We start from the raw sequence: 25,341 nt of genomic DNA, 5'->3' as shown, positions 1-25,341 counted from the left end.
GTCTGCTGTTCCCCGCCCCACCTAATTGCCGCCTGTGGCTAAAGCCCTGAGTTTTGTGGGCGATAACAGTGCACGAGGACTGCCGGTTGCCACCCTGAAAGGTTGTGCTACACCTTCAGCACACGCCCGGCATATCAAGCATTATCACGGAGTGAATTATTAATGCGCGTCAACATGCCTATCACGCAGACTGAACGGACTTTCCCGGCATCTGAACGCCTCATCTCCACCACCGACCTCAATAGCCACATTACCTACTGCAACGATGCCTTCGTCGCGTTGAGCGGTTTTACCCGCGAAGAACTGGTCGGCCAGCCGCATAACCTTGTGCGCCATCCGGATATGCCAGCTTCGGTGTTCGCCCATATGTGGGAAACCATCAAGCAGGGCAAGCCGTGGATGGGCGTGGTCAAGAATCGCTCCAAGCAAGGTGATTATTACTGGGTCAGCGCCTACGTGACGGCGGTGTATGAAAACGGTCGAATCGTCGGCTATGAGTCCGTACGCTCGTTGCCGACCCGCGACCAGGTTCGTCGGGCAGAAGCATTGTATGCACGGCTGCGTGCTGGTAAGTCGGCGGTGTCGGCAACCAGCTCGGCGGCCTATCACTTGGTTCGCCAGCTACCGATGATCCTCTGCGCCCTGGCACTCGCTGTCGGCGTCTACCTGCTGGACGATCTGCCTTCGATCATCATGATTCCGATCGTGATGGTGGTGTTGGGCGGTTTTCTGGAAATGCGTCAGCGCCGCAGCATTCGCAGCACCCTCGAAGAACACCCCAAAGCGTTCACCAGTTCTTTGGTTGCGCTGACCTACAGCGACAACCGTGGCCCGCAGGCGCAACTCGATCTGGCCATGCTCAGCGAAGAAGCCCGCCTGCAAACCGCTTTGACGCGCCTGGCCGATACCGGCGAGAGCGTACGCCAGCACGCCGGGCGTTCTGCGCAACTGTCGTTGCGTCAGGCCGAGTCGCTGGACCAGCAGCGCAGTGAGGCGGATCAATCGGCTACGGCCATCAATCAGATGGCGGCGACCATTCAGGAAGTGACCCACAACGTACAGAACACCGCCCACGCCGCCGAGGAAGCCGACAAGCTGGCGCAACAGGGGCGTGGTCTGGCCGATGAAAGCCTGCTGGCGATTCGGCACATGGCCAACTCGGTCTCCGACATCGGCAACGCAGTGGGTGAACTGGCCAGCGCGACGCAGTCAATCGGCAGCGTGGTTGACGTGATCACCTCCATCGCTCAACAAACCAACCTGCTGGCGCTCAATGCGGCCATCGAAGCGGCCCGTGCCGGTGAGCAGGGGCGTGGCTTTGCGGTGGTGGCCGATGAGGTTCGCTCGCTGGCTTCCCGTACGCAGTCCTCGACCGAGCAGATTCAGCAAATCATCACCTCGCTGCGTGATGGTGCCGACCGTGCGGTGCAGACCGCCAACAAAGGCGAGCAGATCTCCCAGGAAAGCGTCGCCAGCGTCGAAGCCGTGCAGAAGGCCCTGGACGGCATCAGCCAGTCGGTGACCCGCATCACCGGCATGAGCCAGCAAATGGCCTCGGCATCCGAAGAACAGAGCCACGTTGCGGAAAACATCAGCCAGCAGATTACCCGTATCGCGCAACTCTGCGACGAGAGTGCCAGCCAGGCGCAGCAAGGCTCGCAGATCAGCAGCGAACTGGAAGAAATGGCGCAGTACCTGCACAGCCTGGCCGAGCGGTTCAGTCGCTAAGCATGCGCAGAGGACGCAGAGCGTCCGGAACGGCATTACCACGCGTAGCGTGGTAACGAGAATTGGGGGGATTGCGCCTGGGTGCGTTCACACTACAACCCCACGGACCTCAGCCTGACCTCAGAAGGCGTAGCCCGAAGAGGACGCAGAGCGTCCGGAACGGCATTACCACGCGGAGCGTGGTAACGAGAGTTGGGGGTATTGCGCCTGGTTGCGTTCACACAGCAACCCCGCTACCCAGACCCCAGCCTGACCTCAGAAGACGTAGCCCGAAGAGGACGCAGAGCGTCCGGAACGGCATTACCACGCGGAGCGTGGTAACGAGAGTTGGGGTATTGCGGCTGCGTGCGTTTACACAAAACCCAACCCCACCACCTATCGTGCCCATCGCTCCGCGTGGGTATGCAGTTCATGACGCTCCGCGTCATCTGTTTGCCGTAACGCAGACTCCATTTGGGTGATTATCAATTGTTGTCGGACAATTATTGGTATATCCGAATAAATAAGGCGCTTAACTGAAGTTGTTGAAGATATTGGCTGGAAAACTAGAAAAAGTGGAGGGCGTGCAATTAAATTGCCACTACTCAATTTAATTACCTCCATATCAAAAAAACAGACAAACTCAATACATTCAAACGGATATCACTTAACTATATATCCAGTAATGCATTATCCTTATGTCCTGAAACTTGTATCAGAATTGAAATAAATCTGTTGCCAAGTGCATAACTGCAGACTATGTTCTGGAATCGCTCAATGAAGAGCCGACCATTATCAGGTGTGCAGGGATGCGAAAGTCCAAGCGTTTGGGTGCTGTCCGTTATTCGTTTAAGCCTGTAGCAAGCGGTGCTCTTTGTGCGTTGTCTTTTACGTTTGGCTGCTCTGCCTACGCGGATTATGTCGAGCAGGGCAAACCGGGTGACGCTGCCAGTTGGCGTTCGGCAGAATTCCAGAGCGACTGGGGCCTGGGGCGTATTCAGGCTGATCAGGCCTACGCCGCTGGCATCACTGGCGCAGGCGTCAAGATCGGTGCGCTGGACTCAGGTTTCGACCCGTCCCACCCGGAAGCCACGCCATCCCGCTACCACGCAGTCACCGCTACCGGCACTTACGTTGACGGCTCGCCGTTCAGCATCACCGGCGCCATCAACCCGAACAACGACACCCACGGCACGCACGTCACCGGCACCATGGGCGCGGCGCGCGATGGCGTCGGCGTGCATGGCGTGGCGTACAACGCACAGATCTACGTCGGCAACACCAATCAGAACGACAGCTTCCTGTTCGGCCCGAGCCCGGACCCGCAGTATTTCAAGGCGGTGTATGGGGCGCTGGCGGATGCCGGAGTACGCGCCATCAACAACAGCTGGGGCAGCCAGCCATCCGACGTGACCTACGCCACCGAGGCAGGTGTGCGTGCGGCCTACGCTCAGCACTACAACCGTGGAACCTGGCTGGACGAAGCGGCGAACGTCTCGCGCAAGGGCGTGATAAACGTGTTCAGTGCAGGCAACAGCGGTTACGCCAATGCCAGCGTGCGGGCGTCGTTGCCGTATTTCGAGCCAGACCTCGAAGGCCACTGGCTGGCTGTGTCTGGCCTCGACAGCAGCAACGGTCAGCGCTACAACCAGTGTGGCCTGTCCAAATACTGGTGCATCACCACGCCCGGGCGACTGATCAACGGCACCGTGCCCGGCGGCGGTTACGGGATCAAGTCCGGCACCTCGATGTCTGCACCGCACGCCACCGGGGCGCTGGCACTGGTGATGGAACGCTTCCCGTACCTGAATAACGAGCAGGCGCTGCAAGTGTTGCTGACCACCGCCACCCAGCTCGATGGCTCGGTCACTCAGGCACCGACCAACAGCGTGGGCTGGGGCGTGGCCGATCTTGAGCGGGCGATGCGCGGTCCCGGTCAATTGCTCGGCACCTTCGACGCCAACCTGGGTGCCGGTGTGAGTGATGTATGGAGCAACGATATTTCCGATCAGGCGCTGCTTCAGCGTCAGGCCGAAGACACTGCCGAGCAGGCCACCTGGCAGCAAACCCTGATCAGCAAAGGCTGGCAAAACGGCGTTGCCAGTACCGCCAGCCAGCAGGATCAGGCCGATTACGCCACCGGCACCGCGCGTGCCGCCGCAGCCGCTCAGCGTCAGTACCAAGGTAGCCTGGTCAAATCCGGTGCCGGTCGACTGATTCTGCAAGGCGCCAACACCTACCGAGGCGATACCCTGGTCAATGGCGGCTTGCTGTCGGTCAACGGCTCGCTGGTTTCCGCTGTGCAGGTCAATGCGGGCGGCACGCTGGGCGGTAACGGCCAGATCGGTGGGCTGACAGCGCGCAGTGGCGGTATCGTTGCGCCGGGTAATTCCATCGGTACGTTGCAGGTCAACGGTGATGTCACCCTGCAACCGGGTTCGACCTACGCCGTTGAGCTTTCGCCCACCGCCAGTGACCGCATCGTCGCCACCGGAAGCGCCACCGTGTCAGGCGCGAACATGACGCTGGCGCTGGAGAACGCGACGCCGGTGGCCTTGAGTTCTGCACCGATCCAAAGCGTCGTAGGTCGCCAGTACAACGTGCTGCAAGCCGCCAATGGCGTGAACGGCCAGTTCGGCTCAGTGACTTCGAACTACGCGTTTTTGGGTGGCCGACTCGACTACGCAGCCAACGGCGTCGCGCTGAACGTCGAGCAAACCAGCGCATTCAGCAGCGTTGCCCAAACCCCGAATCAATCTGCCGTAGCAACCGCTGCCGAACAGCTTGGCGCAGGCAACGCGGTGTACGAAAACCTGTTGCTGACTCAAAGCGCAGCTGCTGCCCGAGACAGCTTTCAGCAACTGTCCGGCGAGATCTACCCGGCCATTGGCAGCGTGCTGATCAACGACAGCCGGCAGATCCGCGATGCAGTGGGTGAGCGTCTCGGGACCAGCGTATTCGGCACTGATGGCAATACGGCCGCGCAAGACAATGTCTGGATCAAAGCCCTGGGTGCCTGGGGCAAGACCGACTCGCGTGACGATACCGCCGGTTACACCACCTCGATTGGCGGCCTGCTGGCCGGTGTCGATGGCAACCTTGCCGATGACACACGTCTGGGCGTGGTCGCGGGCTACAGCGACAGCTCATTGAACATGGGCTCCGGCATGCATTCCCGGGCTTCGGTGGACAGCTACCACCTGGGCGCTTACCTCGGCCATGAAATCGGCGCACTGCGCCTGACCCTGGGCGGCGCGCACAGTTGGCATCGTATCGACGCACAACGCGACGTACAGGTCGGCGGTGCTGCTGGCAAAGAGAAAACCAAACACGATGCCCAGAGCACGCAAGTGTTTACCGAGGCGGCGTATCGCATCCACTTGCAACCCGCGACCCTCGAGCCGTTCGCCAATCTGGCCTACGTCCACCTCAACACCGACAGCTTCTCCGAGAAGGGTGACGCGGCGGCGCTGTCTGCCGGTAGCGATAACCGCGATGCGGTGCTGAGCACTCTCGGTGTACGGGCGCTGAAAACCATCGCGATCAGCGACCGACAGAAAATCGACCTGTCGGGCAGCCTCGGCTGGCATCACAACCTGAGCGACACCTCGTCCGAACAACACCTGGCCTTCGCCAGCGCCGGCAACAGCTTCAACGTACAAAGCGTCTCCATGGACCGCGACGCCGCCGTAGTCGGTGCCCGCGCCAGCCTGGCGTTGGGCAAGGATGCACGCATCAACCTGGACTACAACGGCTTGCTCGGTGCACGGGATAAAACCCACGGCGTGGGCTTGTCGCTGGATTGGCAGTTCTGATGTGGGATGCCTGCGGGGTGCAGTAGCCCCGCAGGCAATACCTATCGTGCCACTGCTCCGCGTTGGCACGCATTTCGTGACGCTCCCGCGTCACATCCAAGCCATCACGCGAATGCTGGATCACTCATAAGTCCAAGCTTCTGCCCGCAGGGCGTAGGAGCAACCGGGGCGGCGATCCGCATTGCTCGCGATATGCCGGGAACCGGCAGCAAAACCTGTGCATGCGGTACATCAGGCACAACCGAGGTGACCTTTTCAGGGCCGCTTCGCAACCGTCGTAACTTCTTCCTAAAACTCCCTATTTTGAGGGGTAGAAGCCTGCTCTCCGGGCTTGCCAAGGCTCGTATCCAGACTGCGCGGAGATTCTGGCCAAGTTCAGCTTCACACCTGCACCACACGCGGGAAACCGGAGTCAGTCAACGGCTGCTTTTGAGCCGCCAAAGCGGTTGTACGAATTTTCCGAATTTTTGCGGGCTTCATGTACCCCTCGGATTTTTTTACACTTCTTCTGTTAAGTTGCTCAGGCAGAGCTGTATCAAGAGTTGTCAGGGAGACACTGAATGTTCTTTTTTCACATGCTGCCCTCATGGGATGACATACGGCGAAAGCTTGATCGTGATATCGCGCCCTACAGAGGGGGCCATTTTCGCACGCATCGAAATGAACCCGTCCCGTCGCCCGCGCTGATCATTCGCCGCTTCAATTGTGTCAGGTCCGCGTTCGACCGCGCCGAATCGGAGGCTTGTCGCATACTGGGACAACGTTTCGTTGACCTCGACATCTCCAGCATCATCAAGGACTTGATCGATGTAGTCGCCCAGATGGCCATGATCGTCGTGGGCAGTGCTTTTGTCGGAGGAGTAGCCGGTGCAAGCGCGGGCGCGCTTTTTTTCGGGGTAGGTGCTGCTCCCGGTGGTTTAATGGGCGCTACATTAGGGGCGCAGGCCAGCACTTTCATACTGGGGATTCTTGGTCTGGAGTCCATCGCTGAATCCGTCATCGATGGCTTTCCGCGCATCATTCATTACTACACTCGTGGTATCAGCACAGCATGGCAAGGCCCCCGCGAACAAGGGTGGAGCTCCTTCATGGGAGACGATCCGGTCGCACAGAACAGCGCGGTTCAGGAAATCGCACAAGGGCACGTTGAGGTTGTGATTCTGCTATTGGGCGCGATGGTTCAGTACATCACACGCGGCCGCGGTAACGCTCGTGCCTTGGCAAATGAAATGCGGGCCAGCGCCAAAGGCGAGCGACTGGGCCAGTGGATGCTTGAGCATGAGGATGAGCTGAAGAAGCGACCTGATTTGCAGGGGCCGGAGCCGCGTAGGGGGGCGCTGGAACCTCAAGAGGCTTTGTCAACAAATCGCTCAAAGACCGCAGACGCAGCTAAACCAGACGCAATTGATCAAAAAACTGTTTCAAGCAAGATAGATGCAAAACAATTAGATCTTGTGACGGGCCACCCCAACGCACACTCCCTAAGTGTTCACGGTGGTAAAGTCTCTGATGGAGACCTAATGCTCCGGGCAAAATCAGCCATTAAGCCGAACGGAGACGTCGGCCCGTCAGTACCGCCTTTATCATCGGCTTTCCACAGCGATGAATTATTGATTTTTGCTGACCAAACCATTAGGAATGGTGGAGCTTTGGAAAGGGCTATAGCGCGCCAGCCAGGCCAGGATGTCATAAGGGTTACGGCTCAAGACGCAGGCGATATCGGCGTTGATCTTGGAAGAGGTTTCAAGAGGGTATTGCCCACTGGCAACATCCTTAAAAACCTTGAGACAAATGGCGCTCCAGAAAAGTTTGAAAATTTGCGAAGTATAGAAGGTTTGTATCAGTATAATCCCAGCAAGAAAAACTGGGAGACAATTACTATCTTTCCAGCACCTGCTCCCTAAAAAGGTAAGGCATTTATGAAATATGAAAATGTTCGACACATGCTAAAGACTGTTTTTTGTTCGGATTTTAATCTGGCAGAAGACGTTGCTATAGGTATATATGTTAATAGTCTTAATTCTAGTGGAAAAACAGATGAGATGAGGTATGAGTTAGCTGAGTGTCTTCATGATCAAAATGTTTCTTGGCGAGACATGTTAGTAAATGATGAGTACGAGGTCTTGGATTTTGAAACTGAGCAGGAAGCTAAGGATTATATTAAAAGGATTCTTTGGCAGCCATTGGATAAAAAAACCAATTGAAATTTACGAGGCGTTCGTAGGAACTTGAGTGGTCGTATGAAGAGGAGTTGTCAGGCAGTTTTCATAGCTCCTACAGGCGCATCTAAGGTCATAGGCGATTATGGATGGGAGTTTAATAGTCTTGAAAGGCTTCCTGAAAGTATCGGAGAGTATTTGGTTAGGTATTTGGGTCTTAAGTTTGAAGAGGAATACGCAGGCATCAAGAAATATACAAATAGTCAGATAAATATGTCGATTTTTCTTGATGGCAATAATGAGGTTGAGAGTATCTATTTTCAAGCGTTCGAAAGTTTCTTGGCGGAAATTTATAAGGCATGCCAAAATGAAGCGGTTTTTTCAGGGGCGGAAATATTTATTCCCGAGGAAATGAAAAGCTTTTAGTTGTAAAGGGGTATGTGTCTCACTGAAGTTTTGCAATGGTGAAATCGATGGCTCGGCAAAAGCCAAGGCTCAGGATTTTAAATGTTTGTTAAACAGTGTGAATGGATCTCAAAAGATGCTCTGGAAACAATGCTGACAATCGGTGATGCTGAAACTCAGTGCGTAGCTTTTTGTCATCCATATCATATGAATGTCGGGGACATGCTGCTAGAGCCTGTCCTTGCGATATCAATAAAAAATATATGCAAGATGGCGGCAGGCTCTCAGCCATACGTACTACGTATTGACGATGGATTCGTTCATGAAATTCTGGCTGAGGTGGTTAGTTTTGAAAAATCGCTGGTGATTGTAGGTCAACTCACTATTGAGTTGGATGATGTTCTACCCGGAGATATCGACGTCGGAGATATGATAAGTTTTTCCTGTGAGCGTCTTGATGTGATTTCCTGACTTTTAAAAGTGGCATTGCCAAGATGATAGTTTGTATCACCTGTCTTCATTGCACTGCACACTCTGAATTGGACACAGAACCTCCCAGCATCACCACCACTCAGAGCGCTCGTTGTTATACATAAGTCTGTTTTCGATTCTGGCAGAAGGTTTAGGGAATCTCCGAACAAGTCCCGGTTATGCGAAAATCGCCTGACCACCTGATCCGAGCCTCCCATGAGCCAGATGAGCTTTTCCGATTTCGAATATGCCAGCAAGCGCAAGCAGACACGCCGCGAACGCTTCCTCGCCGAGATGGATCAGGTCGTCCCCTGGACAGGTCTGCTGGGCCTGATCGAACCGTTCTACCCCAAGGCCGGCGGTGGCAGAAAACCTTATCCGCTGGAAACCATGCTGCGCATTCACCTGCTGCAGAACTGGTTCTCCCTGAGTGATCCGGCCATGGAAGAAGCGCTCTACGAAATCACCCCCATGCGCCAGTTTGCACGCCTGACGTTGAGTGCGCCGATACCGGAAGACACCACGATCATGAACTTCCGGCACCTGCTGGAGAAACATCAACTGGCTCCTGCAATCCTCGCGGTCATCAACGGTTATTTGCAGGAAAAAGGCCTGTCGCTGCGCCAGGGCACCATCGTCGATGCCACCATTATTCATGCCCCAAGCTCGACCAAGAACAAAGACGGCGAGCGTGATCCCGAGATGCATCAGACAAAGAAGGGTAACCAGTATTTCTTCGGTATGAAGGCCCACATCGGCGCTGACGTTGAGTCTGGACTGGTTCATCACGTCCATGGCACTGCGGCCAATGTGGCCGATGTCACTCAAGTCGCCGAACTGCTCCACGGGGAAGAAAACGCGGTCTATGCGGACGCTGGCTACACCGGTGTCGAGAAGCGTGAAGAGCACGAAAATCGTAACGTGATCTGGCAAATCGCGGCGCGGCGCAGCACGTATTCCAAGCTGAACAAACGCAGCCTGTTGTACAAAGCCAAGCGCAAGATCGAGTACTGCAAAGCGCAGACACGCGCCAAGGTCGAGCATCCGTTTCGGGTCATCAAGCGCCAGTTTGGTTACGTGAAAGTACGCTTTCGTGGGCTGATGAAAAACACGGCCCAACTGACCACGCTGTTCGCCCTGTCGAACCTGTGGATGGCTCGAAAGCGACTAATGGGTTTGGGTGAGTTGCGCGCTTAACACGGAAAACCGAGCGAAAAACGCGCTCGACTCACACTGCATCAGACCGTTTTCAGAAAAATAGCGCTATGTGCCTGGCAAATTACGGCTTGCCACCGCTGCGCGGCAAGTTGATCGGAGCATCCTTAGGTCACCCCCACTGCGGTTAAATCTATTCTGCTATGTCTTTTTTGGCCCCTTTTCCAGACCCACTCGAATTTTTGTATAGCGACAAGCGCATCCACGTGCTACCCATATGGCGACCCTCGCTATGACAAAAACTTCACACATCTCAAAATGCCCTCCCACGATGTGAGAACACCCAGGCAAGGACTCTGCTAAAGAATTGGTGGCCTATTGGTATCATGGTAAAACCTTGCAACAGACACTCGTTTGCACTCGCTAAGGAATAGCCATGAAAAAGACAGGGACAGGCTTCGTCGCCATACTCGCATTACTCTGTGCCTTCTCCGCAAACGCCCGAGAAACCCAAGTCACAGACGCCTCAATCGTCAAAGCCATCATCCAGGAATCCATCGACAGCTACCCCGGCAACTGCCCGTGCCTCTACAACTCTGCCCGTAATGGCAGCCAATGTGGCAAACGCAGCGCTTACAGCCGCAAAGGCGGCTACGCACCCATCTGCTACAAGGATGACGTCACCAAAGAAATGATCAGCGACTACCGACGCCGTCTGAAAGACTGATTCTGTAAAAACACGATGGTCGTCACCCAGCGTCGCGACCATCAAGCCACATTCAACCCAACCGAGAGACAGGCAACACAGCCCGCCACCACGACTTTGCCAAGCGGTGCGGCCGTGCATCGACCTGCATCTGCGGATGCGCCAACACCATAGGCATGTCCCGCAACCGTATCCACGGCTCGCCGTGCCAGTGCAACATACTCACCGACAAACCCGGCCACTGCAGCATGCTCAGGTGCGGCGTGCAGTCATCAAACGGCAACTGCCCATCCCGCAACGCAGGCACCACCTCATTGGTAATCCACTGCCGCAACCCACGATTCTCCGCGTGATAGTGATGCACCATCATCGCGTACGCCCCCGACTCACTGACCATCAGCTCTGGCTGTGCTTCGCCGTGCAGGTCGAGCGTGATCATCCGGTGCTGGTCAGCATCCAGCTTGCGCAGCGTCCGCTCGTTCAACGGCCAGCCGATCATGCGACCGAGATCTCGGGCACTGAACCAGGGTTGGTTTTCTAGGAGGAGGGCGAGGAGTTGGCGGTTGTGGCGGTGGAAGGGGGTTGGGGTGAAACCGGCACACACCTCGCGCCGCTGACGAGCACTGGCCTGAAATAGATTGCTTAACATGCTGACCTCTACGTATGAACTGAAATGACGTTAAAGACCAACGTAGAGCGGGCGTAAGAAAACCCAACTGAGCGGATCAGCAAAGCCGAGATTCCCCGTTCAATTAGAACGATTGGAATCTGAAGCTATGCGTGAACTCACTACATCTACGTTGGGTGTTTCTTAGGCACCGGCGCATACCATACCGACGCTGGCAACGTGTCGATATCGGACTGGGGAGGGAGGGGGTGTCAGGGAATTCCGATCTTCAGGCGAGGTATGGGGCTCAGCAACTCATATCGTTCCAACGCTCCGCGTAGGAATGCAGTTCGCGAGGGAGTATCAGTTTTTTTGTGTTCGGGCTGGTTAGGGCCTGCCGTCAGGCAGGCCCTTGTTTTACCAGCTCGGTCTGGTAAATCGGTCTCCGTACAGGATCGCAAATTGATTCATTGCCACTTTCCAGTCGTGTGCCGCATGACCCCAGTTGGCGGTGATGTTGCGCAACCCAAGCCATATCAGTTTCGTCGCGGCCTCATCGGTCGGGAAGTGCCCTCGAGTCTTGATGATCTTGCGTAACTGGGCATTGATGCTCTCGATGGCATTGGTCGTGTAAACCACTTTGCGGATGCCCGCCGGGAAAACAAAAAACGGTATAACCCGATCCCAGGCGCGACGCCATGCAGCAACCACAGTCGGATACTGCTTGCCCCAGGGGCCCGCTTCAAAGGCGTTAAGCTCTTGCTCAGCCACATCTGCATTGATCGCCTGGTAGATCGGCTTGAGTGCTTTGGCCAGTGCCCGACGTTTATCCCAAGCGGCATAGTCCAAGCTGTTGCGGATCAGATGCACGATGCAGGTTTGCAGCGTCGTGGCAGGAAAAACCGCCCCCAACGCCTCCGGTATTCCTTTGAGGCCATCCGTGACGGCGATCAGAACATCTTCAACGCCACGAGTCTTGAGGTCGTTGAACACCTTCATCCAAAACTTGGCACCCTCGGTGCTCTCGATCCATATACCCAGAATGTCGCGCGTGCCATCAGGTAATACCCCCAGCGCCAGATAAATAGCCTTGTTGCACACTAACCCCTCGTCCCGGATTTTGACCCGTAACGCATCGAAGAAGATCACCGGATACATCGGTTCCAAGGGTCGTTGCTGCCAAGTGCCCACCTCTTCCATGACCGCATCGGTGACTGAGCTGATGAAGTCATGGGACACGTTAGTTCCATACTGCTCAGATAGAAAAGCGCGGATCTCACGCACCGTCATGCCCCGGGCGTACATGGCAATTATCTTGTCGTCGAAGCCTGTAAAACGTCGTTCGTGCTTGGGAATCAGGATCGGGGCGAAGCTACCATCGCGGTCTCTGGGGATATCCAGGCGAAGCGGCCCGTCGTCGGTCAGAACCGTCTTGCTGCTTTTGCCATTACGCTGATTGGTCGACTCCTCAGGGCGCTCCGCGCCCTGAGGGTAACCAAGGTGGTGACCCAGCTCGGCGCCTAGCGCACGCTCGATCAGAGCCTTCTTGAACGCCATGGACGCGTCTTGAATGGCTTCGGCGCTCATCGGGCCTTTAACAAACTGCTCGATCAGCTCTTGGGGAATCGAGGGCAACTCCCTCGCTGTTGCATTGGCGGACTTCTTTTTGGTCGGCATACATGCACCTCTAGCTACATGTTATGCCCGAACACAAAATTTCTGACAGTCTCGTTCGCGACGCTCTGCGTCGCATTCTCAGGGCTGCTACATAAATACGACACCACCGAGGCTTCGCTTTACCCATGCCGGCAATCTAGATACTGTTGTCGGACTTTTCCTACAAGGACGTTCGGCAATGCCTTCGCTCAATCAGATTTTCTTCGGTCCGCCCGGTACGGGGAAAACCTACGCCACAGTCGAAGCGACGTTGCAGATCCTTGATCAGCCTTTTCTTGCTAAGAATGCTGGTAGCCGATCAGCATTAAAAGCTCGGTTTGACGAGCTGCTCGCAGCAGGCGACGTGCGCTTTGTGACCTTTCATCAGAGCTTCAGCTACGAAGACTTTGTTGAAGGGCTTCGCGCTACGACTGACGAGCAAGGTCAGATCCGTTACGAAGTGGTATCTGGCGTCTTCAAGAGCCTCTGTGAGTCAATTGCGAGTGAACTGAGCGGAAAATACCGAGCATTCAAGGTCGGTGATCGCTACGGCACAGGCTACAAAGTGACCCGCGCCACGCCTGACGTCGTTGAGATAGAGAAGCCCCAAGGTAAACACCTTCCCATCGGCATGAGTCTGCTGAATACACTCGCTTCTTATGTAGACGCTGGCACCTTCACAATCGAAGAACTGGGCAATGGCCGCTGGGACAAGAAAGTGCCGGGCTCCGTCCTCGATCCGTTTTTGGTGAACGGCTACAAGAACTTCTTGCCATCAATGGTCGAGCACATGCTGGGCAAAAACGAGGAGGGCTTATTTGAGCCTGCCCCTATTCAGCATAGCGACGCCAAAGTGCTGATCATTGATGAGATCAACCGAGGCAACGTCTCGCGCATCTTCGGTGAGCTGATTACGCTCATCGAGCCTTCCAAGCGAGCGGGCGCCGATGAGGCTCTGGAAGTCATGCTGCCTTACTCGAAAGAGCGTTTCAGCATCCCCGGCAACATCCATCTGATCGGCACCATGAACACCGCTGACCGATCATTGGCCGCGTTAGACATTGCCCTGCGTCGTCGCTTCACCTTCATCGAAGTCCCGCCAAATCCAGAATTGCTTGATGAAGTAGAGGTTGATGGCATCGCCATCGACGAATTGCTCAGCGTGATGAATCAACGCATAGCGGCCCTGCTTGATCGAGACCACTGCCTTGGCCACGCTTACTTTATGCCGCTCAAGGATGAGCCTACGTTGGAGCGGTTGGAAGGCATCTTCCGCGAGCAAATCCTGCCGCTGCTTCAGGAGTATTTCTTCGAAGATTGGCAGCGCATTCAGTGGGTTCTCAACGATCAGCGCAAGGCCCCGGAAAATAGTTTTCTGATTCAGCCGAGCCAAGACCTCATTGCGTTGTTTGGGGATACGGTCACGGTTGGCCAGAGCAATGAGCGTTGGGAGTTGAATCTGCCAGCGTTCCAGAAGATTGAATCGTACCTGGGTGTGATTGATCACAACCTGAAAGTCGGTGCGCCGCTGGAAGTAAAAAACGTTAGAACGGATGGGGTAGATATAAGGCAGTCTGCCGATGGTCGCATCGATGTGTATCGCGGAGGTCAGCACATTAAGCCTGCAAAGCCACTGTTGCGCGAGCTTGCGAGCAAGCACGGCATCTCCATTACGTCCGCGTTGGGTACCGCGCTGAATACGCGAAGCCTCGGACGCAAGATCATCAAGTTTCTCAGCGAGCAGCAGGGGTGAAGACCACTGTCACGGTCCGAGAATATGCTCGGCTGACTACCAGCAATATTCCCAACCCGACGCTTGATGTAGCCCAAGTGTCTACCACTGCTTTCGACTGGCTGTGCGAAACCAGTTCCCGCTTTAGCAAGGCTGGCGCAGCGCTGGTTCAAGTCGAAGGCCGCCGCTGGCTTAAACTCGACAACTACGTTGGCGCGCTGGAAACACCCTGCGGCACGCGGATCGAAATCTTACCCAAGCACTTCGAACAAGGTGACTGCATCCAGCAAAGCCGTGCTTTGCTCCGGCGTATGATTCAGAAGTCTTTGGACCTACCAACCCGTAAGGTCGGCGCAACCGCGTTACAGCGCTTCGATGCGCCGTTGACCGAATGGGTGATGAGCAGCTTTCTAGAAGCGCTCGACCACCTCATCAAACGCGGCCTTCGCTTCGACTACCAACGAGTCGAAGAGGAGCAGCGATATTTGCGCGGCCAACTCAACACCGCCCGCCAAATGCGCCAACCACCTGGCCGACAACACCACTTTCAAGTCCGCCACGACATATTCCTACCCGACCGGGCCGAGAACCGCCTTCTCAAAACAGCGTTAGACATCGTTTGTAAAACTACTCAAGACCCCAGTAATTGGCGTCTCTCCCACGAACTGCGCTCGTTGTTGCTAGAAATCCCAAACAGCCGAGACACCACTCAAGATTTCAAACAGTGGCGTCACGACCGGCTCATGGCTCATTACCAGCCTGTGAAGCCGTGGTGCGAGCTCATCATCCAACAGCAAACGCCACTGGCGATTGCGGGCGAATGGCAGGGCATAAGTCTGCTGTTCCCGATGGAGAAACTGTTCGAGCGCTACGTGGCTGCTTGCCTGAAGGATTCACTGTCGCCAGATGCGACGCTGTATACCCAGCGCAGTAGTGAGTATCTGTGTACTCATCAGGGTAAAAAAGTTTTTCAGTTACGGCCCGATCTGATGATCACTCAGGGAGAGAAGAGCTGGGTTTTGGACACCAAATGGAAGCGGCTGGACAGCGAGCTTGGCAGCAAAAATTATGGCCTGAGCCAGGCTGATTTTTATCAACTGTTTGCGTATGGGCAGAAGTATTTAGGCGGGCAGGGGGATTTGGTGCTGATTTATCCGAAGCGTGGGGCGTTTCAGGAGACGTTGCCGGTTTTTGAGTTTTCGGAGGGGTTGAGGTTGTGGGGGGTGCCGTTTGATTTAGATATGGGGTTGCCGAAATATTTTTTGAGTGGGTTCCATATATTATTTTGTTATGATCATTTGAAAACTGGGTTCTCAAATGATCATTAGGTGGGTTGTTTTAAACGGGTAATTTAATAGGCTTTTTGAAATCGCAAAGAATTCCAGGTAAGCACTCTCTGACATCATATATTACGTCTTTTAATAACTGCTCCTGGCTGCTGGGAAAGTCTCTATATTGATGAAATAGGAAATTTCTTATGGAGTAGAAGTATTCTTCAAAAGTAGTGCCTTCACTACGCCCCATCAGCTTTAGTAAAATGTTACAGGACGTTTTTAGATTGGCGAGTGTTCCGTGCTGCTTCGAATACTCAGTGGCCAAAAGTCCAATACGTTTTTTTTCTGAACTTATACGTTGTGCTTTTTCCAAAGCTTCTTTTGCTTTAGATGAATCACCTGCTGCAATAATAAGATCGTCTACTATTCTTGACTGTTCCGTTTGGTATATTTCCTCAAGTAGGAGTTCAAAAATCTGATAGATGTAGAAAAAACAAAGTAGCGGTTTTGTTTCGTAGGCAAATGCGGAATGCAACAACGAGTCAATCACCTGATGATTGCCAAGGTCAGATGAGGTGACTTTTAGATATATTTTATCGCCTTCCGGGTCAGTGCCTTTGAGCGTGATGTCGTCAGGTGATGTGTTAGTGAGTCTCACATATCCGTGCCTGATTAGACTAGGAGTTACTCTTTCAATTTCAAATATCTGATTTGCTAGTAATGTTTCCTTACTTATTATAAGTATTGCAGTGCTAGGGTGAAATAAGTCGGAAAATCTAAGCTGCAAGCTGGAACTCAAATCCGGCTTTTTGATAAAGATTGAATCATTTATGCTCGATATAGAGTTTTTTATAGCGGCAAAAGCATATTTTTGAAAGTGAACATTATCAGCAAAATCATGATCTGCAGAATCATGATCTGCAGAATCAAGAGCATTTACAGGTATACACCAACCTATACGCGCTTTTCTTGAGTCATCATAAATTTGGTAGATGTGATTCTCTAAAATGTCCTTTTTTGCGAGAAAAAAAACTTCAAATTCTTTGTTGGAGAATTCGCAGTTTAGTGTCAGTGGGGTTGACAGGAGAATGTCTTCGTAAAGTCCTTTGCTATCGGATAACTTAAATCCCTCGTCACTATAGCTAACCAACTGAAGCTCTAGTTCCTCGCCGGATATAATAGCCTTTATCGTCATGATTTGGCAGTCCGTTACATGTTCTGCGATTGATATTTTCTTAAAGCACTTTTGGCTGCTTCAGTAAGATCTTTATAGCTGTCTGTATCTTTGTTGAAGATATCTCTGAAGTAAAAGCTAAAAAAAGTCCGTTGTGCGTTACCAATTTTGCTGGTGTTGTTTTTAAGCCAGTCTAAAGAATTGTTTATTTCCTCAAGAAACTCTTCTGGGTCGTCTACCTCAAGCTTAGAGGTTGTACTAATAATTTCTTCTATATCTGATATTACTTCAAAGTCAATCAGCTTTCCGATTGCAGCACCAAAGCCGGACATTGCCTGAGGTTTTTTGAATATCTGAACAGCGCTCTTGCCGAAAGGAGATTTATTCTTCTCTAGGTATATATCTGTAACCTCAGCTCCGTCGCATAGCTCTATTGCTTTCGATGTGAACAAATAAAGCGCATTTAGATATTTTTCAAATAGCTTAGATGATTGGTCCTCTTTAGAAAGTTTTTCTAAGCTATTAATGTTTTCTAAAACATCTGCTTTATCTATAGGTAGTTCGTCTCGATCTAAGTAGGCGTTAAAGCCTTCAATAACATCTTTAAAGTTATATTGGTTGTGCTTGTTTGCTGCCTTGCCGTCCGCTTCTCTAACTAATTCTACACCTTGTATAGAGGTTCCAAGATAATCTAGATACAGTATTTCAATCTGTTGGCGCAGAGACATCGGAGTTTGTCCGGTGTTAAGTGTTAACATTCGATACAAAATGCCTAAGCGGTTAAGGCCAATATAGATTTCCACTCTTAATCTGGCATTCTCTAACTTCTTGATTCCGGCCTCATCTTTGTTGGAGCGTAGATCATCGAGTAAGTCAAGTATGGTATGAGTTCTCTGTAAGCCATCTAAAATTACTAAGTTGTCAGAGTTTTCTTGAATTTGCGATATAAGCTTTTCCTCGGCTTTTTCGTCATATTTTTCTGCGCCTGATGTAAGTGCGAGAACTACCGGCGGTATAACGCACTCGCGCATAAGATCATGCTTTAATAGCGCATACACGGTTTTAGAGGATCTGACGCGTTTACGTTGAAATATGTTGTTTTTAAGCACATTTTTAATGAGAGCTTCATATTCTGAGATCGAAACTTCTACAAGTACATTTGATGCTTCGATTCTTGCATCGTATAAATGTGAGGCAATTTTCATTTTTCTTCCCTGTCGTGTTGTTAACAAGATTGCGCTACGATAATCGCTTATGGCGTTAAATTTTGCTAGTGCTCCGACTCACAAAAAAGCCAGGTAGCTTTCGCACCTGGCTTTTTTTAACGCTTATAACTCTTCTATCCCATCAATCCCAGCTCAACGCCCCACCAGTCTGATACTCAATAACCCGCGTCTCAAAGAAGTTCTTCTCTTTCTTCAAGTCCATAATTTCACTCATCCAAGGGAACGGATTCGTCGTCCCCGGATATTCTTCCTTCAGTCCAATCTGGCTCAAGCGGCGGTTAGCGATGAATTTCAGATAGTCTTCCATCATCGCCGCGTTCATGCCCAGCACGCCGCGAGGCATGGTGTCGCGGGCGTATTCGATTTCCAGCTGGGTGCCTTGCAGGATCATCTGCGTGGCTTCTTCTTTCATCTCGGCATCCCACAGGTGTGGGTTTTCGATTTTGATCTGGTTGATCACGTCGATGCCGAAGTTCAGGTGCATGGACTCGTCGCGCAGGATGTACTGGAACTGCTCGGCGACGCCGGTCATCTTGTTGCGGCGGCCCATGGAGAGGATCTGGGTGAAGCCGCAATAGAAGAAGATGCCTTCCAGTACGCAGTAGTAAGCGATCAGGTTGCGCAGCAACTCTTTGTCGGTTTCGACGGTGCCGGTTTCGAACTTCGGATCGGAGATCGAACGGGTGTACTTCAGGCCCCAGGCCGCTTTTTTAGCGACCGATGGGATCTCGTGGTACATGTTGAAGATCTCGCCTTCATCCATGGCCAGCGATTCGATGCAGTACTGGTAGGCGTGGGTGTGGATCGCTTCTTCGAAGGCCTGGCGCAGGATGTACTGGCGGCACTCCGGGTTGGTGATCAGGCGGTACACGGCCAGCACCAGGTTGTTGGCAACCAGCGAGTCGGCAGTGGAGAAGAAGCCCAGGTTGCGCATGACGATGCGGCGCTCGTCGTCGGTCAGGCCTTCCGGGTTTTTCCAGAGGGCGATGTCGGCGGTCATGTTGACTTCTTGCGGCATCCAGTGGTTTGCGCAACCGTCCAGGTACTTCTGCCAGGCCCAGTCGTACTTGAAAGGTACGAGCTGATTGAGGTCGGCGCGGCAGTTGATCATCATTTTTTCGTCAACGGCGACGCGGGCGCTGGCGCCTTCGAGCTCGGCCAGGCCTTCAGCGACGTCCAGTGCGTCCAGCGCTTTCTTGGCGCGGATCAGGGCAGCGGAGTCGGCGGCTGTAACGGCGCGGGCTTCTTGTGCAGCCAGGCCACCGGCGCTGTCGAGGCGGTCCATGTTGGCTTCGTTGGCGTGACCGGCGTTGGTCGCTTTGGCGACTACTTCGCCGTCTTCCTTATCGAATTCGTCCCAGCTCAGCATGGTGATGAGGCTCCTGCTTAGGGGTCGCCTTGGCGCCCGTGATTAGATTTCAAGATGTGGTGCGCCGACGTCAGGTGGAAGACGAAGGCACTGGAGTATGGGAATTACCTGATTACTGATGCTGCGATTGACCGGCTATTTGGTGGTCGGTCGTTCGCTCGATTTGCTGCCGTGGCAACGCCCGACAGGCGAGCAAAGCGAATGATCTGGATTGCTTTGAGGTGAGCCAGCTTTGCGTATGCAAATGGTCATTTGAGTACCCTGAAGCGAGCGCGGGATTATACAGATTTTGCCCGGCACTTGGTTATCCATGAGTAATTTTCGGCGAGAGCTTCACGCTTTTTCTTACCCGTTTCAACATCGGATCGGATCAGGCTAAAACACAGGGAAAATTCAGGCGAATCCCTTATCTAGTGTTTTTTACATTTCGAAACGCAGGATATAGTGTCTGCTGATTTTGGGCAACAGGGTACTTTGTCGCACGTAGACTGTGTTTTCACCGACTCGTAATCGGCAGGTTTTTTGGGCGCTAAGGCCACTGGGCTTCTTGGCGTGATCAGGCCATTGAAGGGAGGGTTGATGGTCGGCTTCAGCGCTAAATTTGGCTGCACATTTAACACGTGAATCGATGAATGGTTCAGGTTTCTGGCAAGATAGGCTTTCCGATACAGCGCTCAAACACGTTTATAAGCGGACCATATTCGCAATCCACCGCATAGATATTCGCTTGCATCCATTCCTCTGCTTCTACTGCCCACCAGCTGATTTCGTATCCTGCGTTCATGATGAGATGTTCGAACAATACTCGCTGGGCCCTGCCATTGCCCTCTCTGAAGGGATGAATGACATTCAGATCACCGAAAGCTTCGGCGCTGGCGTTTACAAGCTGTTCTCGTTCCAGCTCTTGAAGCCAGTTTACGTTAGCGAGAGGAGCAAATATTTTTTTCGCCTCAGGCTCGATGCGGGTTGTCGTGCAGAAACGGGTATTCCCTTTGGATATGTCTACAGTGCGTAGCTCTCCCGCCCAGTCGTAAAGATCTGCGAACAGAAGGCGATGAAGGTATTTCAGGTACGAGAGATCGTATGGAGGCGGTGCAAACTCGATTAGACTCAAAGCGACTTCAGACAGTGCGCGCTCCGCATCTGACAGTAGATCATCGCTAGTCAAGTTCAAGCGGTTTTTCAAAATAGACGTGCCGGGATAGCAGTATGGATCCTGGTTAGCCCCATATTTATCGAGCATCAGGCCTGTTTGTTACGGTAAGTTTTCAACAGCTCTTCGCGAGTCGGAAGAGGACGCTCGGCATCGAGCGGCGTGCAGTCATAACCTTCCAAGCGCAAGCTGGCTGCATAATTGGATCGCCGCACCTTGGCAAAGTGAGCTTTTTTGGCTTGAATTGAGAGCGTCGGCATGGTTGAGACTCTGATTTCGTTAAGGTGTCAGTGTAGCTAAAAAATGAAGAGTGTTGGAGGGGGGCTGATTGCTGATGTCGTAAGAGGAATCAGCTCTGGCCTTCAGCTGGGCGGAAAGTCCTCCCCGGCAATGTATGTCGGGGAGGATAAATTCAAGCGTCGAGCTTGTGTGTCCAGCGTGGAAGCCCAGATGCGGATAGATAGTTCACAAGGTGGGGCGATCCAAAAAATCGGATGCCAGCACCTACTTTGTACGCAAGGGCGGACTGATCAACACGTAGTCCAGCGTTGCGAGCGGCGGCTGTAAGCTGTGCCAGCAGACTATCGTTGTCCCCATTGATGGCTTTCGCGTCGAACACCGCAAAATTAATCCATGTACCAGTAGTAGAACGCTCTTTGACGTGTGCCATGTTGATTTTCATTATGGCGTCCTCAGCGTTTTGGGGATTGTGAAACAAGCGATGCCGCGAGGGCTTTGCTCGTTTGGCTGTATTTATCGCTTTGCAGCACATTTCCTGCGATATGCTCCATTCTCTCGCCCGTCTGCTTGCCTGAGCTCGCTTGAGCTAGAGCCGATGCTGCCAAACTCTTGGCTATGGCCGAGGTACTAGATGACCGGAGGGTCTCAGAGGCTAGGTGTGCTAAAGATACGGATGTCACTTTGGTGTTGGTTCCCATAAGGGAGCTCCTTTGGATTAAATAAAATTTCACACCCAAAGGAGACCGCCGAGCAGGGAGCCATTGACGCGAAGGTCTGTATTTGGCTCAATGCACGTCCTTTGGGGGCATTCGTATTGCATGGCTCTGGACGGAGCGGGTGATTGCGTTGGGTCTCCACAACTTTTGCGCAATCGCTCGCTAGCTTCTCCATCACCTTGTCCAGCTTCGGACTCTTCAGAAAAGCACCATTTTTCAGCGTGCCTAACTCATATTGAGAGATTTCTAGGTATAACCATCTAGGCTAGGCCATGGCTTTCACTGTCCATCTTTCAATCGTTTCATTTCGTGATTGTCTTTCGGGTTCTATCCACTCTGCTGTGTGATGAATTTTTCGGACTTGAGAAGAGCTCTAAGCAAGTGCCCCGTTCTCAGGGGCACCGCAGTTACTTTCTTACTGGCAAGCCTCACAATCCGGCTCGTCGATTGCGCAAGCCTTTGGCACTGGGGCCGGGCCGGCCGGTGCTGCTTCGGTTGGGCGTGGGGCGGTGATCGCCGAGTCGTCCGGGCCGTGGCCGCCGCTCGATACTGCGTTGAGCTTGCCGGTGTTGACGGTGGACTTCTCGGTGCTGGTCGCGGCCAGGGCACGGAGGTAGTAGGTGGTTTTCAGACCACGGTACCAGGCCATGCGGTAGGTCACGTCCAGCTTCTTGCCCGAAGCGCCAGCGATGTACAGGTTCAGCGACTGAGCCTGGTCGATCCACTTCTGACGACGGCTTGCCGCGTCGACGATCCACTTGGTGTCCACTTCGAAAGCAGTCGCGTAAAGCTCCTTGAGCTCCTGCGGGATGCGCTCGATCTGTTGTACCGAACCGTCGTAGTACTTCAGGTCGTTGATCATGACCGAGTCCCACAGGTCGCGAGCCTTGAGGTCGCGAACCAGGTACGGGTTGATCACGGTGAATTCGCCGGACAGGTTCGATTTCACGTAGAGGTTCTGATAGGTCGGTTCGATCGACTGCGACACGCCAGTGATGTTGGCGATGGTGGCGGTCGGTGCGATGGCCATGATGTTCGAGTTACGGATACCTTTCTGCACACGGGCACGAACCGGCGCCCAGTCCAGGGTTTCCTTCAGGTCGACATCGATATACTTCTCGCCACGCTGCTCGATCAGGATCTGTTGCGAATCCAGCGGCAGGATGCCTTTGGACCACAGCGAACCCTGGAACGTCTCGTAGGCACCGCGCTCGTCGGCCAGGTCGCAGGACGCCTGGATGGCGTAGTAGCTGACGGCTTCCATGGACGTGTCGGCGAACTGCACCGCAGCATCGGAACCGTACGGGATGTGTTGCAGGTACAGCGCATCCTGGAAGCCCATGATGCCCAGGCCGACCGGACGGTGGCGCAGGTTGGAGTTCTTGGCCTGCGGCACGGAGTAGTAGTTGATGTCGATAACGTTATCGAGCATGCGCACTGCTACATCGACGGTGCGCTTGAGCTTGTCGGTATCAAGCTTGCCGTTGACGATGTGGTTCGGCAGGTTGATCGAGCCCAGGTTGCAGACCGCGATCTCGTCCTTGTTGGTGTTCAGGGTGATCTCGGTGCACAGGTTCGAGCTGTGAACCACGCCCACGTGCTGCTGCGGGCTGCGCAGGTTGCACGGGTCCTTGAAGGTCAGCCATGGGTGGCCGGTTTCGAACAGCATCGAGAGCATCTTGCGCCACAGATCCTTGGCCTGGATGGTCTTGAACAGTTTGATCTTGCCTGGGTATTCGGTCAGCGCTTCGTAGTACTCGTAACGCTCCTGGAAGGCCTTGCCGGTCAGGTCGTGCAGGTCCGGTACTTCGGATGGCGAGAACAGGGTCCACGGGCCGTCGTCGAAGACGCGCTTCATGAACAGGTCAGGGATCCAGTTGGCGGTGTTCATGTCGTGGGTACGACGACGATCATCACCGGTGTTCTTGCGCAGCTCGATGAACTCTTCGATGTCCATGTGCCAGGTTTCCAGGTAGGCACAGACAGCGCCCTTGCGCTTGCCGCCCTGGTTGACCGCAACGGCGGTGTCGTTGACCACTTTCAGGAACGGTACGACGCCTTGCGACTTGCCGTTGGTGCCCTTGATGTACGAGCCCAGCGCACGAACCGGCGTCCAGTCGTTGCCCAGGCCGCCTGCGAATTTGGACAGCATGGCGTTGTCGTGGATCGCGTGGTAGATGCCCGACAGGTCATCCGGCACGGTGGTCAGGTAGCAGCTGGACAGCTGTGGACGCAGGGTACCGGCGTTGAACAGCGTCGGGGTCGAGGACATGTAGTCGAACGACGACAGCAGGTTGTAGAACTCGATGGCGCGGTCTTCACGGGCTTTCTCTTCGATTGCCAGGCCCATGGCCACGCGCATGAAGAAGATCTGCGGCAGTTCGAAACGCACGCCATCCTTATGGATGAAGTAACGGTCGTACAGGGTTTGCAGGCCCAGGTAGGTGAACTGCTGATCGCGCTCGTGGTTGATGGCCTTGCCGAGTTTTTCGAGGTCGAATTCGGCCAGCACAGGGTTGAGCAGTTCGAACTTGATACCGGTGGCGACGTAGGCAGGCAGCGCCTTGGCGTACAGGTCGGCCATTTCGTGGTGGGTGGCGCTGTCGGCGACACCGAGGAAACCCAGACCTTCGGCGCGCAGGGTGTCCATCAGCAGGCGGGCGGTGACGAACGAGTAGTTCGGCTCACGCTCGACCAGGGTACGTGCGGTCATGACCAGTGCGGTGTTGACGTCTTTCAGCGCCACGCCGTCATACAGGTTTTTCAGGGTTTCGGTCTGGATCAGGTTGGCGTCGACTTCAGCCAGGCCTTCACACGCTTCGGTAACGATGGTGTTCAGGCGACCCATGTCCAGCGGCGCAAAGCTGCCGTCGGCGAGGGTGATGCGGATCGACGGGTGAGCCTGGACCTGATCTTCAGGGGCACGAACGGCACGCTCCTTGGCGCGCGAATCGCGGTAGATGACGTAGTCGCGAGCCACTTTCTGCTCGCCGGCACGCATCAGCGCCAGTTCGACCTGATCCTGGATTTCTTCGATGTGGATGGTGCCGCCCGAAGGCATGCGCCGTTTGAACGTGGCGCTGACCTGTTCGGTCAGGCGTGCAACGGTGTCGTGGATGCGCGACGAGGCGGCAGCGTTGCCGCCCTCAACTGCAAGAAACGCCTTGGTGATGGCAACGGTGATCTTGTCATCCGTGTAAGGAACGACAGTGCCGTTACGCTTGATCACGCGCAGTTGACCGGGAGCAGTGGCAGACAGGTCCTGTGGGGTCTGGCTGGCCTGCGGCGCGCCGGTCGGCGAGTTCTCGCGAGTTGTGTCTGTTTGCATGTGTGACTCCACGTTCCTTTAAGTTTGTTCGGGCATTGCTGCCCACCGTTTCGTTTCGAGCAGTAAGTCGCAAAAGGCGACTCAGGGGCTCCAAAACGAAGGTGGAAGCGGGAGGTACAGCCGCTTCCAGGTTTTGAAGCCAAAAAGGACCGGGCTGTGCCCGATCCTTTGAAAATCTGATGAAGAATGCGTGTTCGATGTTGCAAAACGTATACGGGATGGCTCTGGCTCAAGCGCGAGCGGTTTGGGTGCCTAAACCGGCTTGAAGTTCAACCCCTCAGACGCAACAAAAATGCTTGAATTTCCCATTTGAGTTGTGCTGGTGTTTTTGCGAAAAACCCCACATGTAGGGTGTGTCTCGTCGCCGGGCTACAAGATAATGCGTTTTGGACATGAATTGCAACGCACCGCCTGTGGATAAAGTGTGTGTAGTTTGTGTATGAATCGC

General features: G+C 53.9%; 20 protein-coding genes and 1 pseudogene. 11 read left to right on the top strand and 10 right to left on the bottom strand.

Annotation, left to right across the window (positions count from 1 at the left end; all coding sequences use genetic code 11):
* Positions 1–162 precede the first annotated feature (162 nt).
* The 9 genes and pseudogenes from AC4ANE_RS20270 to AC4ANE_RS20230 all read left to right on the top strand — a co-directional run.
* A pseudogene (locus tag AC4ANE_RS20270) lies at positions 163–444 on the top strand (PAS domain-containing protein); the annotation flags it as partial.
* A 249-nt stretch (positions 445–693) separates the two neighbouring features.
* Positions 694–1,728 carry a methyl-accepting chemotaxis protein gene (locus AC4ANE_RS20265; protein ID WP_410477273.1) on the top strand — a complete coding sequence of 345 codons (1,035 nt, stop codon included), beginning with the start codon at positions 694–696 and terminating at the stop codon, positions 1,726–1,728.
* 788 nt (positions 1,729–2,516) lie between these two features.
* Complete coding sequence (gene eprS / locus AC4ANE_RS20260) at positions 2,517–5,522, top strand: autotransporter serine peptidase EprS (protein WP_002552574.1); 3,006 nt, start codon at positions 2,517–2,519, stop codon at positions 5,520–5,522.
* A gap of 560 nt (positions 5,523–6,082) precedes the next feature.
* A complete protein-coding gene (locus AC4ANE_RS20255; protein WP_002552575.1) occupies positions 6,083–7,426 on the top strand; it encodes a DUF6861 domain-containing protein in 1,344 nt (447 codons plus the stop codon).
* Between the two features lie 15 nt (positions 7,427–7,441).
* Entirely contained in the window at positions 7,442–7,726 is a 285-nt protein-coding gene (locus AC4ANE_RS20250; RefSeq protein WP_031597187.1) for a hypothetical protein, read from the top strand.
* Between the two features lie 24 nt (positions 7,727–7,750).
* Positions 7,751–8,107: a hypothetical protein gene (locus AC4ANE_RS20245; protein WP_080718969.1), complete on the top strand. Its 357-nt coding sequence runs from the start codon at positions 7,751–7,753 to the stop codon at positions 8,105–8,107.
* Between the two features lie 81 nt (positions 8,108–8,188).
* On the top strand, positions 8,189–8,557 hold the full coding sequence (locus tag AC4ANE_RS20240) for a hypothetical protein (RefSeq protein ID WP_080718970.1): 369 nt from the start codon (positions 8,189–8,191) through the stop codon (positions 8,555–8,557).
* Between the two features lie 216 nt (positions 8,558–8,773).
* Complete coding sequence (locus AC4ANE_RS20235) at positions 8,774–9,754, top strand: IS5 family transposase (RefSeq protein ID WP_044424202.1); 981 nt, start codon at positions 8,774–8,776, stop codon at positions 9,752–9,754.
* A gap of 394 nt (positions 9,755–10,148) precedes the next feature.
* The gene (locus AC4ANE_RS20230; RefSeq protein ID WP_002554645.1) at positions 10,149–10,439 is read left to right on the top strand and encodes a hypothetical protein; all 291 of its coding nucleotides are present in this window, start codon (positions 10,149–10,151) and stop codon (positions 10,437–10,439) included.
* A 52-nt stretch (positions 10,440–10,491) separates the two neighbouring features.
* Here AC4ANE_RS20230 and AC4ANE_RS20225 read toward each other — a convergent pair whose 3' ends face one another.
* Both AC4ANE_RS20225 and AC4ANE_RS20220 read right to left on the bottom strand, forming a co-directional pair.
* Entirely contained in the window at positions 10,492–11,067 is a 576-nt protein-coding gene (locus AC4ANE_RS20225; protein WP_002554644.1) for a BRO-N domain-containing protein, read from the bottom strand.
* Between the two features lie 375 nt (positions 11,068–11,442).
* Positions 11,443–12,702 (bottom strand): IS256-like element ISPsy17 family transposase, encoded by a 1,260-nt coding sequence (locus AC4ANE_RS20220; protein WP_054082596.1) that lies wholly within the window; start codon positions 12,700–12,702, stop codon positions 11,443–11,445.
* Between the two features lie 178 nt (positions 12,703–12,880).
* On the opposite strand from AC4ANE_RS20220, the gene AC4ANE_RS20215 reads away from it, so the two are divergent.
* Entirely contained in the window at positions 12,881–14,434 is a 1,554-nt protein-coding gene (locus AC4ANE_RS20215; protein ID WP_460408485.1) for an McrB family protein, read from the top strand.
* A complete protein-coding gene (locus AC4ANE_RS20210; protein WP_002554642.1) occupies positions 14,431–15,741 on the top strand; it encodes an McrC family protein in 1,311 nt (436 codons plus the stop codon). The genes AC4ANE_RS20215 and AC4ANE_RS20210 overlap by 4 nt, the downstream gene beginning before the upstream one ends.
* Positions 15,742–15,751: 10 nt before the next feature.
* Here AC4ANE_RS20210 and AC4ANE_RS20205 read toward each other — a convergent pair whose 3' ends face one another.
* The 8 genes from AC4ANE_RS20205 to AC4ANE_RS20170 form a co-directional block, all read right to left on the bottom strand.
* Entirely contained in the window at positions 15,752–16,882 is a 1,131-nt protein-coding gene (locus AC4ANE_RS20205; RefSeq protein ID WP_460408484.1) for a hypothetical protein, read from the bottom strand.
* Between the two features lie 14 nt (positions 16,883–16,896).
* Positions 16,897–18,066, bottom strand: coding sequence for a GmrSD restriction endonuclease domain-containing protein (locus AC4ANE_RS20200; RefSeq protein WP_031597242.1), 1,170 nt, complete (start codon positions 18,064–18,066; stop codon positions 16,897–16,899).
* Between the two features lie 142 nt (positions 18,067–18,208).
* Positions 18,209–19,456 carry a ribonucleotide-diphosphate reductase subunit beta gene (locus AC4ANE_RS20195; protein WP_002554639.1) on the bottom strand — a complete coding sequence of 416 codons (1,248 nt, stop codon included), beginning with the start codon at positions 19,454–19,456 and terminating at the stop codon, positions 18,209–18,211.
* A gap of 637 nt (positions 19,457–20,093) precedes the next feature.
* Positions 20,094–20,699: a Fic/DOC family protein gene (locus AC4ANE_RS20190; RefSeq protein ID WP_002554638.1), complete on the bottom strand. Its 606-nt coding sequence runs from the start codon at positions 20,697–20,699 to the stop codon at positions 20,094–20,096.
* Positions 20,699–20,869 (bottom strand): YhfG family protein, encoded by a 171-nt coding sequence (locus AC4ANE_RS20185; RefSeq protein ID WP_002554637.1) that lies wholly within the window; start codon positions 20,867–20,869, stop codon positions 20,699–20,701. Before AC4ANE_RS20185 ends, AC4ANE_RS20190 begins: the two co-directional genes overlap by 1 nt.
* Before the next feature lie 152 nt (positions 20,870–21,021).
* Positions 21,022–21,291 carry a hypothetical protein gene (locus AC4ANE_RS20180; RefSeq protein ID WP_031597244.1) on the bottom strand — a complete coding sequence of 90 codons (270 nt, stop codon included), beginning with the start codon at positions 21,289–21,291 and terminating at the stop codon, positions 21,022–21,024.
* Positions 21,292–21,301: 10 nt separating this feature from the next.
* Complete coding sequence (locus tag AC4ANE_RS20175) at positions 21,302–21,547, bottom strand: hypothetical protein (RefSeq protein ID WP_080438558.1); 246 nt, start codon at positions 21,545–21,547, stop codon at positions 21,302–21,304.
* Between the two features lie 433 nt (positions 21,548–21,980).
* Positions 21,981–24,893 (bottom strand): ribonucleoside-diphosphate reductase subunit alpha, encoded by a 2,913-nt coding sequence (locus tag AC4ANE_RS20170; RefSeq protein WP_002554636.1) that lies wholly within the window; start codon positions 24,891–24,893, stop codon positions 21,981–21,983.
* Positions 24,894–25,341: the final 448 nt, after the last annotated feature.

The organism is Pseudomonas sp. Pme6b, assembly GCF_058129925.1.
Note: the sequence above shows the minus strand (reverse complement) of the source record. Positions and strands in the feature narration are given on the sequence as shown.